General features: G+C 66.2%; 11 protein-coding genes. 7 read left to right on the top strand and 4 right to left on the bottom strand.

What is annotated here, in order from left to right:
• Nucleotides 1-8 precede the first annotated feature (8 nt).
• The 4 genes from B2P87_RS01615 to lgt form a co-directional block, all read right to left on the bottom strand.
• Nucleotides 9-131 (bottom strand): hypothetical protein, encoded by a 123-nt coding sequence (locus tag B2P87_RS01615; RefSeq protein ID WP_259944605.1) that lies wholly within the window; start codon nucleotides 129-131, stop codon nucleotides 9-11.
• A 286-nt stretch (nucleotides 132-417) separates the two neighbouring features.
• On the bottom strand, nucleotides 418-1,173 hold the full coding sequence (gene pgeF, locus B2P87_RS01610) for a peptidoglycan editing factor PgeF (protein WP_058285998.1): 756 nt from the start codon (nucleotides 1,171-1,173) through the stop codon (nucleotides 418-420).
• Complete coding sequence (locus tag B2P87_RS01605; protein WP_141890874.1) at nucleotides 1,170-2,237, bottom strand: class I SAM-dependent methyltransferase; 1,068 nt, start codon at nucleotides 2,235-2,237, stop codon at nucleotides 1,170-1,172. The genes pgeF and B2P87_RS01605 overlap by 4 nt, the downstream gene beginning before the upstream one ends.
• On the bottom strand, nucleotides 2,234-3,133 hold the full coding sequence (lgt, locus tag B2P87_RS01600; RefSeq protein WP_141890873.1) for a prolipoprotein diacylglyceryl transferase: 900 nt from the start codon (nucleotides 3,131-3,133) through the stop codon (nucleotides 2,234-2,236). The genes B2P87_RS01605 and lgt overlap by 4 nt, the downstream gene beginning before the upstream one ends.
• A 97-nt stretch (nucleotides 3,134-3,230) precedes the next feature.
• Between lgt and B2P87_RS01595 the strand changes: the two genes are divergently transcribed.
• From B2P87_RS01595 to B2P87_RS01565, 7 genes are all read left to right on the top strand, one after another.
• Entirely contained in the window at nucleotides 3,231-3,479 is a 249-nt protein-coding gene (locus B2P87_RS01595; RefSeq protein WP_141890872.1) for an accessory factor UbiK family protein, read from the top strand.
• A 214-nt stretch (nucleotides 3,480-3,693) separates the two neighbouring features.
• Nucleotides 3,694-4,245: a 2OG-Fe(II) oxygenase gene (locus B2P87_RS01590; protein WP_058285994.1), complete on the top strand. Its 552-nt coding sequence runs from the start codon at nucleotides 3,694-3,696 to the stop codon at nucleotides 4,243-4,245.
• Nucleotides 4,246-4,374: 129 nt separating this feature from the next.
• Nucleotides 4,375-5,451 (top strand): DUF2652 domain-containing protein, encoded by a 1,077-nt coding sequence (locus tag B2P87_RS01585; RefSeq protein ID WP_141890871.1) that lies wholly within the window; start codon nucleotides 4,375-4,377, stop codon nucleotides 5,449-5,451.
• A 295-nt stretch (nucleotides 5,452-5,746) separates the two neighbouring features.
• The gene (locus tag B2P87_RS01580; RefSeq protein ID WP_027234835.1) at nucleotides 5,747-6,247 is read left to right on the top strand and encodes a YbjN domain-containing protein; all 501 of its coding nucleotides are present in this window, start codon (nucleotides 5,747-5,749) and stop codon (nucleotides 6,245-6,247) included.
• Nucleotides 6,248-6,286: 39 nt separating this feature from the next.
• Nucleotides 6,287-7,102: a pyrroline-5-carboxylate reductase gene (gene proC / locus B2P87_RS01575; RefSeq protein WP_141890870.1), complete on the top strand. Its 816-nt coding sequence runs from the start codon at nucleotides 6,287-6,289 to the stop codon at nucleotides 7,100-7,102.
• Nucleotides 7,095-7,433 (top strand): tRNA-binding protein, encoded by a 339-nt coding sequence (locus tag B2P87_RS01570; protein WP_141890869.1) that lies wholly within the window; start codon nucleotides 7,095-7,097, stop codon nucleotides 7,431-7,433. Before proC ends, B2P87_RS01570 begins: the two co-directional genes overlap by 8 nt.
• A gap of 1 nt (nucleotide 7,434) precedes the next feature.
• Nucleotides 7,435-8,388, top strand: coding sequence for a 2-hydroxyacid dehydrogenase (locus tag B2P87_RS01565; protein ID WP_141890868.1), 954 nt, complete (start codon nucleotides 7,435-7,437; stop codon nucleotides 8,386-8,388).
• The last annotated feature ends 6 nt before the right edge of the window (nucleotides 8,389-8,394 follow it).

Here is an 8,394-nt window from a genome sequence, read left to right as displayed (position 1 = left end):
CCCCGGCGTTAAACCAGTTTCCGCTTGGACGCCTGGCGGTCAGGCTGGCGTGCGGCGGCCCAGGGCAGGTCCGCGGTCCCGCTCTTGGCGGCGCGGATGATGGAAGCAATGAAACGCTTGTTCATTTTCATGGTCTGTCTGTCCTTCGCCCGGCAGCACCGGCCCTCTGCGGGACGGCAGCTGGTTATTTTTGTGATCTCTTTATGGGTAATCATTGCGCCGCAATTAAGGCCTGCGCGGGGCAATTTTGCCGCCGCCGGGCCCGCGCCAGGGACAGGAGGGCGGGGCGGGTATACGGGGCAGGCAGCTGAATTCGTTCAGAAAATTCCGCCGGGCAGGGGAGGGTGGCGCAGCGGGCGGCGGCAAATGCGGCAAAATTTCAGAAAATCCGCCGCAATCTGCAGGGTTAACGCGCTGTTAAAGCCGGATGCAGGAGATCAGGCGGCCGTAGTCGGCCTCTTTCGCGTGGGTCGCCCGCCGGTAGGAGAAGAATTTCTCCGGATCCGAATAGGTGCAGTGGCGGGTCCATTCCGCGGCGCCGGCGCCGGCCTCGCGCAGTTTGTGCAGGCCGAGGCCCGGCAGGTCGAACAGGTAGCGGCCGCCCTCGCCGCTGGCAAAGAAGCGGGCGTAGCGCTCGTCCTGCATCATGAAGTCCTCAAAGAACTCCGGCCCCACTTCATAGGCGCGCTGAGAGATCGTCGGGCCGATCACAGCAGCGGTGTTTTCGCGCCGCGCGCCAAGGCCCTCCATGGCTTCCAGGGTGGCTTCCAGCACCCCGTCCAGGGTGCCGCGCCAGCCCGCATGAGCGGCGCCGATGACGCCCGCTTCGGGGTCGGAAAACAGCACCGGCTGGCAGTCGGCGGTCAGGATCGACAGCGCCAGCCCCGGCACGTTGGTGACCATCGCATCGGCCTGCGGGCGGTCCTGCGAAGGTTCGGTGATGACGGCGACATCGGCGCTGTGGACCTGGTGCACCGCGCTCAAATTCTCCGGCGGCACCTCCATCGCGGCGGCCACCCGGGTGCGGTTGATCCGCACCGCCTCGCGCTGGTCGGTGGAGCCGAGGCCGCAGTTCAGGCCGTGGTAGATGCCCGAGGACGCACCGCCCCTGCGGGTGAAAAACCCGTGCCGCACCGGGCCAAGCAGATCGGACGTCAGAATTTCAAGCGTCATATGTTCAATCCCGGCGGTGGGGCGGCCTGTGAGGGGTAGAGGCCGAGGACTTTGAACAGGTTTCCCATTTCCTCCGGGTGCGTCAACCGCCGATGTGCGGCGATCAGGGTTTCCAGACCGTCGCCCTGCAGCGGCGCTGCCAGGGCGCGGGCGCGGTCGGTGATGCCGAGCCGTTCGAGGAATACCCCTTGGGGCGTAAGGCGGGTGAAGGCGCAACCTGCGGTTTTTGCGGCCATTGCCAGCGCCTCGAAATCCACATGGGCCGTCAGATCGGCCTCTCCCGGCGTTTGCAGCGGATCGGCGGGTTCATGCGCCCGCAGGGCCTGCAAAGTGTCCCCCAGCGCCCGCCAGTCGCCGTAATCCACGATCAGCGCGGCGCCGCCATGGGCAGCGATTCGGGCGGCGATGCACTGGGTAACGGGGGCGGCGGGCTCGCACAGCTCAACCAGATCGCCGTCGCGGGTGTCTGCCAGCCTGTGCGCCAGCGCGGGCTGCGCCGCCGCCGGGGTCAGGCCGAAGCAAAGCGCGCCGTCCTTGAGGCCGATGCGCCTTTCGCTCCAGCCATCCCCTGCGCGCAGGAACTGGCGGACGGGCAGGGCGTCGAAGAACTCATTTGCCACCAGGAACAGCGGCTGGTCGGGCAGGGCGTTCGCCGTGTCCAGCCATTCAGGCGCGTAGCTCTCCAGCGTTTTGGCCTGCACGCTGCGCAGGGCGGGGGACGCCTCGACCAGATGGATCTGCATCGCGGCGTGGAAGCCGGGCACGGCGCGGGTGGCGCGCAGGAGGTCGGCCATCAGGGTGCCGCGTCCCGGGCCAAGTTCTGCCAGGGTGAAAGGTGCCGGCGATCCCTGATCCAGCCAGGCCTGCGCCAGGGCGAGGCCCAGCAGCTCGCCGAACATCTGGCTGATTTCCGGCGCGGTGGTGAAATCGCCCTGCGCGCCCAGCGGGTCGCGGGTGGTGTAATAGCCGTACTGCGGGTGCAGCAGGCAGTCGGCCATGTACTCCGCGACGGACATCGGGCCATCCGCCAGGATGCGGGCAGCAAGGTGATCCATCAGGCTCATGCCGGGCTCCGGGCGGCGTGGCGGGCGCGGATCAGGAAGTAGAGGCCGATCGCGATCATCGGCAGCGACAGCGCCTGTCCCTGTGTCAGCCCGATGCCGTCGATGTGCCAGGCCAGCCCCAGCGGGTTGCCGGGGGTGACGAACTGGGCATCCGGCTGGCGGACGAATTCGACCAGGAAGCGGGCGAGGCCATAGCCCGCCAGGAACACCCCCAAGAGGCGGCCCGGGGTGTGGAAGGCCCCCCGCCGCCAGGCGAGGTACAGCAGCACCGCGCCAAGGATCAGCCCCTCCATCAGCGCCTCATAGAGCTGCGAGGGATGGCGGGCGCAGAGCTCTCCCAGCGCCTGGCCGCAGTCCTGTGCGGCGGGGCCGGGAAAGGCGACACCCCAGGGCAGCTCCGTCGGGCGGCCCCACAGCTCGGCGTTGACGAAGTTGGCCAGCCGCCCCAGGAGCAGCCCCGGCGGCACCGTGTGCGCGACCAGATCGGAGATCTGCAGTTTCGGGATATTGTGGCGCGCGGCAAAGATCAGGGTGGCCACCACCACGCCGATCAGCCCGCCGTGAAAGGCCATGCCGCCCTGCCAGATCTTCAGGATCTCGGCGGGGTTCGCCAGGTAATAGGCCGGCTGGTAGAACAGCACAAACCCCAGGCGCCCGCCCAGGATCACGCCGAGGATGATCCAGGTCAGCAGGTCCTCGACCTGCTCGGGGCGCATCGGCGGCTGGCTGGCGGGCCATAAGCCGGGGCGGCGCAGCGCGGCCACCGCCAGGCGCCAGGCAATGACGATGCCGGCGATATAGGCCAGCGCGTACCAGCGCAGGGCAAATTCGAAGCTGCCGATGGCGATTGAGAAAATCTCGGGCGAAAGGTCGGGGAATTGGATCAAGGCCTGCATGTGCGACTGAATGCCTTTGCGGGTTATGGGAAGTCAACGGCTTGCCGCCGCGGCTTTGCTTGCCCATATAGGGGACAACCTTGAGACGGAGAAGAACATGCAGACCCGCAACAAGATCCTGGACGATATTTCGCAGCTGATGACCAATGCGATGGGCGTGGCCCAGGGCGCCAAGGACGAAGCCGAGACCGCGATGAAAAGCATGATCGACCGCTGGCTGGCCGACCGTGACTTTGTCACCCGCGAGGAATTCGACGCGGTGCGCGCAATGGCCCAGAAGGCGCGCGAGGAAAACGAGGCGCTGAAGGCGCGGCTGGACGCGCTGGAGGCAAAAGGAAAGGCCTGAGCCTTTCCGGCGCGGGCCGGCGGCCCGCGGGCGCAGGCGCCGCGATGATGACAGGCCCGCCGCAGCGGCTGCTGCGGCGGGCTTTGCTTTGCGTTCTGTGCATGGCTGGCGTGCAAATTTTCGCGTCGCTTTCCGCCCGCCGGGTCGAAAACCGTCCAGCGCCGGCGGTGCGGTCCGGTACATGCTGCCTGTGCTGCTTGAAAAGGAGTGTGGCATGGTTGCGGTCTATTCGGTGCCCAGTGCGTTCAGCACGCAGGAGTGCGCGGAGATTTTGCGGAAGGTGGAGGCGGAGCCGGACAGCGAGGCGCGGCTGGTGGGCCAGACCCGCGATCACAACCTGCGCCGGGCCAGCGTGGTGTGGCTGGACGATGTGCCGGGCACCGGCTGGGTGATGGAACGGCTGATCACCCTGGTGCGGCGGGCCAACCGGGAGCAGTTCAACTTTGACCTGCGCGAGTTTGCCGAAAGCCCGCAGGCTGCCAGCTACAAGGACCGGGACAACGGCCATTTCACCTGGCATTCCGACATCGGCGACGGGCCGGTGGCGGGCAAGCGCAAGCTGACGCTGGTGGTGCAGCTGAGCAAGCCGGGATCCTATGACGGCGGCGATCTGGAGATCATGCCGGGCGCCCATGTGGTCACCGCCAGCCGGGTGCTGGGCAGCGCCACGGTGTTTCCGAGCTTTCTGCTGCATCAGGTGACGCCGGTCACCCGCGGCACGCGCCGGTCGCTGACCGTCTGGGCGCACGGGCCCGCCTTCCGCTGAGCCTTCGGCCGGCCTGTTCCGCGCGCTTTGGCGCGCGGGGGCATTCATGCGCAAACTGCGGTGTGTTCTGCTATACTGAACCCGCGCCGCCGTGCGGCGCGCGGGTGTGTTTGGCGGGGGACAGGTACGATGACGGCACAAAGCGGCTATCTGCTGATTGCGGATATTTCCGGGTACACGCAGTTTCTGACGTCCTCGGAGCTGGACCACGCCAACCCGATCCTGCAGTCGCTGCTGCAGGCGGTGGCGGAGCAGGTCGGCGAGCCGCTGCACTTCTGGAAGCTGGAGGGCGACGCGGTGCTGGCCTATTCGACCCGGGCCGAGCTGGTCTCCGGCGATCTGCTGCTGACGTTTTGCGAGAACCTCTATAACGCCTTTGCCGCCCGGCGGCAGGATATCGTGGCCAATACCACATGCCCCTGCCGCGCCTGCGCCAATGCGGGCGGGCTGGATCTGAAGGTGATTGTCCATTACGGCACCTTTGAGGAAATGCAGGTGGGGCCTGTCAGGGACCTGTCCGGCGCCGATGTGATCCTGGTCCACCGGATGACAAAGACGGCGGCCGCGGCGGAAACCGGCGTGCGCAGCTATGCGCTGTTCAGCGATGCGGCGGTGCAGGCAATGCAGCTGCAGGCGGCGATGGCGCCTTATTCCCAGGCGATCGAGCATTTCGGCGATGTCTCCATGCAGGTCTATGACTTGGCCCGTGCCTGGGAGCACTTCCGCGCCGGGCAGGAGCGGGATTTCCTAGAGGAGGCCGATGCGGTCTGGACCTACCGGCGCCGGTTCGACGCAGCGCCGCAACTGGTCTGGGAAGCACTGACCGCGCCGGAGTTCAAGCTGCGGTGGATGGACAGCGTCAGCGCCATTGACATGGATAACCCGCAGGGCCGCCTGGGGCCGGGATCGGTCTACCACTGTGCCCATTCGCTGGCGGAGTTTGTCTACAGGATCACGGACTGGCAGCCCTTCGACTATTTCTCAACCCGGATCAAGGACCCGGCACGGGAGGGCGTTGAGCTGCCCGAGACCTACCACCTGACGCCGGACGGGGACGGGACCGCGCTGCGCTATACGCTTGGCCGGGCCTATGACCGCGCGGGCAACCGCTCGGAGGCCTCTGAGCAGGAGGCCGCCGGGTTCCTGTCGGAATTCTGGCCGGTCTCCTTTGACGCGATGGATCCGCAGGTGTCGCGCCGACCCTGAACCGACAATTCGCAAGGTGCAAAACTGGGCACAAAATACAGGGCCCGGACGGCTGTCCGGGCTTTACCTTTGCAGCCACCCGTTACATAGTCGCGCAGCCGGCATTTAGGGGGCTGTGGATTGTTCATCCACAAGTTATTGCAGTTATCCCCTAAATAAAGGGTTGCCAGATCACCTTTTCAGCTCCACCATATCTAGTATGGGAGCGGGGATGCCTCCCCGGCCCATAGCACAAAAACCTAGCTATAGGGTGCCTATGTGCCCTGATGTGCTAGGCAAAAAGAGAGGTGGCATCATGGCACTATCCGAGCTTCACCTGGAAGAAGACATCCATCCCATCGACATCGTCGAGACCCTGGCGTCGCACCACGACTGGGACTTTGACCGGGTCGGGGACGATCAGATCGCGATGTCGGTGGAAGGGCAGTGGCGCACCTATTCGCTGACGCTGGCCTGGTCGGGCTATGAGGAATGCCTGCGGCTGGTGTGCAGCTTTGAGATGGAGCCGCCGGAGGCCGAACTGCCGCGGCTCTATGAGCTGATCAACCAGATGAACGACCAGTGCTGGGAAGGCTCCTTCACCTATTGGGCCGATCACAAGCTGATGCTGTTCCGCTATGGCCTGATGCTGTCCGGCGGCCAGATGGCCAGCCCGCAGCAGATCGACGCGATGCTGAATGCCGCGGTGGCCAATGCGGAGCGCTACTATCCGGCGATCCAGCTGGCAGTCTGGGGCAAGCGCAGCCCGCAGGAGGCGATGCAGGTCGCCATTGCAGAGGCTTACGGGCGGGCGTAAACCTTTCCCTGAACCTGAGATTTAGGGGAGGGGCTTACGATGGATATGCAGGAAATCGCTGCGCGCGGTCTGGTGCTGCTGGGCTGCGGCAAGATGGGATCGGCGATGCTGGCCGGATGGCTGGAGGGCGGATTGCCCGCTGCCTCGGTCTGGGTGATTGATCCCAACCCCTCGGACTGGCTCAAGGGAACCGGCGTCCGCCTGAATGCCGAGCTGCCCAAGGCGCCGGGCATCGTGCTGATCGCGGTGAAGCCGCAGATGATGGGCGAGGCGCTGCCGGTGCTGCAAAGCTACGGCAACGGTCAGACGCTGTTCATTTCGGTGGCGGCGGGAACCTCGATTGCGACGTATCAGGACATTCTGGGGGCGCAGACGCCGATCGTGCGGGCGATGCCCAACACGCCGGCGGCGGTGGGCCGCGGGATCACCGCGATTATCGGAAACGCCCATGCCGCGCCCAAGGATCTGGAGCGGGCCGAGGGGCTGCTGCAAGCCGTCGGGCAGACCGTGCGGCTGGAGAACGAGGGCCAGATGGACGCGGTGACCGGCGTCAGCGGCTCTGGCCCCGCATATGTGTTCCACCTGATCGAGACGCTGGCCGCGGCCGGCGAGGCGCAGGGCCTGCCAGCGGAGCTGGCCATGCAGCTGGCCAAGGCCACCGTCGCAGGCGCCGGCGCGCTGGCGGAGGCGGCAGAGGACAGCCCCGGCCAGCTGCGCATCAACGTGACCAGCCCAAATGGCACCACGCAGGCCGCGCTGGAGGTGCTGATGGATGAGCAGAACGGCTTCCCGGCCTTGCTGAAGCGCGCGGTTGCGGCGGCAACGGAGCGGTCCAGGGAGCTGTCGCGTGGCTGAAATCAACTTCGATGACTTCATGAAGGTCGACATCCGCGTCGGCGAGGTGGTCCGTGCGGAGCCGTTTCCCGAGGCCCGCAAGCCGGCAATCAAGCTGTGGGTCGATTTCGGGGGCGAAATCGGCGTAAAAAAGAGCTCAGCGCAGATTACGGCGCATTACATGCCGGAAACGCTGGTGGGCAAGCAGGTTCTGGCCGTCGTAAACTTCCCGCCGCGGCAGATCGGCAGGTTCATGTCAGAGATCCTGGTTCTGGGCCTGCCGGATGAGGATGGAGAAATTTACCTGGCGGGTCCCGACGGAAAGGTCCCGCTGGGCGGGAGGATGCATTGAGATGAAAATCTGGATTGCGCGGCCGATGACGGCCGCGGTCACGGCACGGGCGCGGGAGGCCTTTGCCGGTCTGGAGATCCGTGAAACCAACGCGGTGATGAGCGAGGCGGAGATGCTGCGCGCGCTCAAGGAGTTCGACATCGTGGTGCCGACGCTGGGCGACAAGTTCACGGCAGAGATTTTTGCCAAGGCGGGCACGCCCCGTTGCAAGCTGCTGGCCAACTTCGGGGTCGGCTACAACCATATCGACGTGGAGGCCGCGCGGGCCGCTGGTGTCGAGGTGACCAACACGCCGGGTGCGGTGACCGATGCCACCGCCGATATCGCCATGACGCTGATCCTGATGTCGGCGCGCCGCGCCTCGGAAGGCGAGCGGATGCTGCGCAAGGGCGCGTGGGAAGGCTGGCACCCGACCCAGATGCTGGGGCTGCACGCCACCGGCAAGCGGGTTGGCATCGCCGGCATGGGCCGGATCGGCCAGGCGATTGCGCGGCGCTGCCACTATGGCTTTGGCATGGATGTGTCTTATGTGGCGCGTTCACCCAAGGATCTTGATTTTCCGGCGGACCGGGCTGAGAGCCTGATGGCAATGGCGGGGCAGGTGGATTTCCTGGTGGTGGCGGTGCCGGGCGGGCCTGAGACCCGTCACCTGATCAACGCCGAGGTTTTGGGCGCAATGCAGCCCCATGCGCATCTGATCAACATTGCCCGCGGCGAAGTGGTGGAAGAGGCGGCGCTGATCGACGCGCTGCAGAACCGCCGCATCGGCGGCGCGGGCCTGGATGTCTATGAGTTCGAGCCGAAGGTGCCGCAGGCGCTGATCGATTTGGACAACGCCACCCTGCTGCCGCATCTGGGCACCGCCACCGAGGAGGTGCGCAGCAACATGGGGCATATGGCGCTGGACAACGTCGCGGCGTTCCTGGCCGGCGCGGCGCTGCCGAACCGGGTCTGACGCGGG

The organism is Leisingera sp. UBA4491 (assembly GCF_002388965.1).
Taxonomy (GTDB): Bacteria; Pseudomonadota; Alphaproteobacteria; order Rhodobacterales; family Rhodobacteraceae; genus Leisingera; species Leisingera aquaemixtae.
The sequence above is the reverse complement of the archived record's forward strand: the minus strand, read 5'-3'. Positions and strand labels throughout refer to the sequence as shown.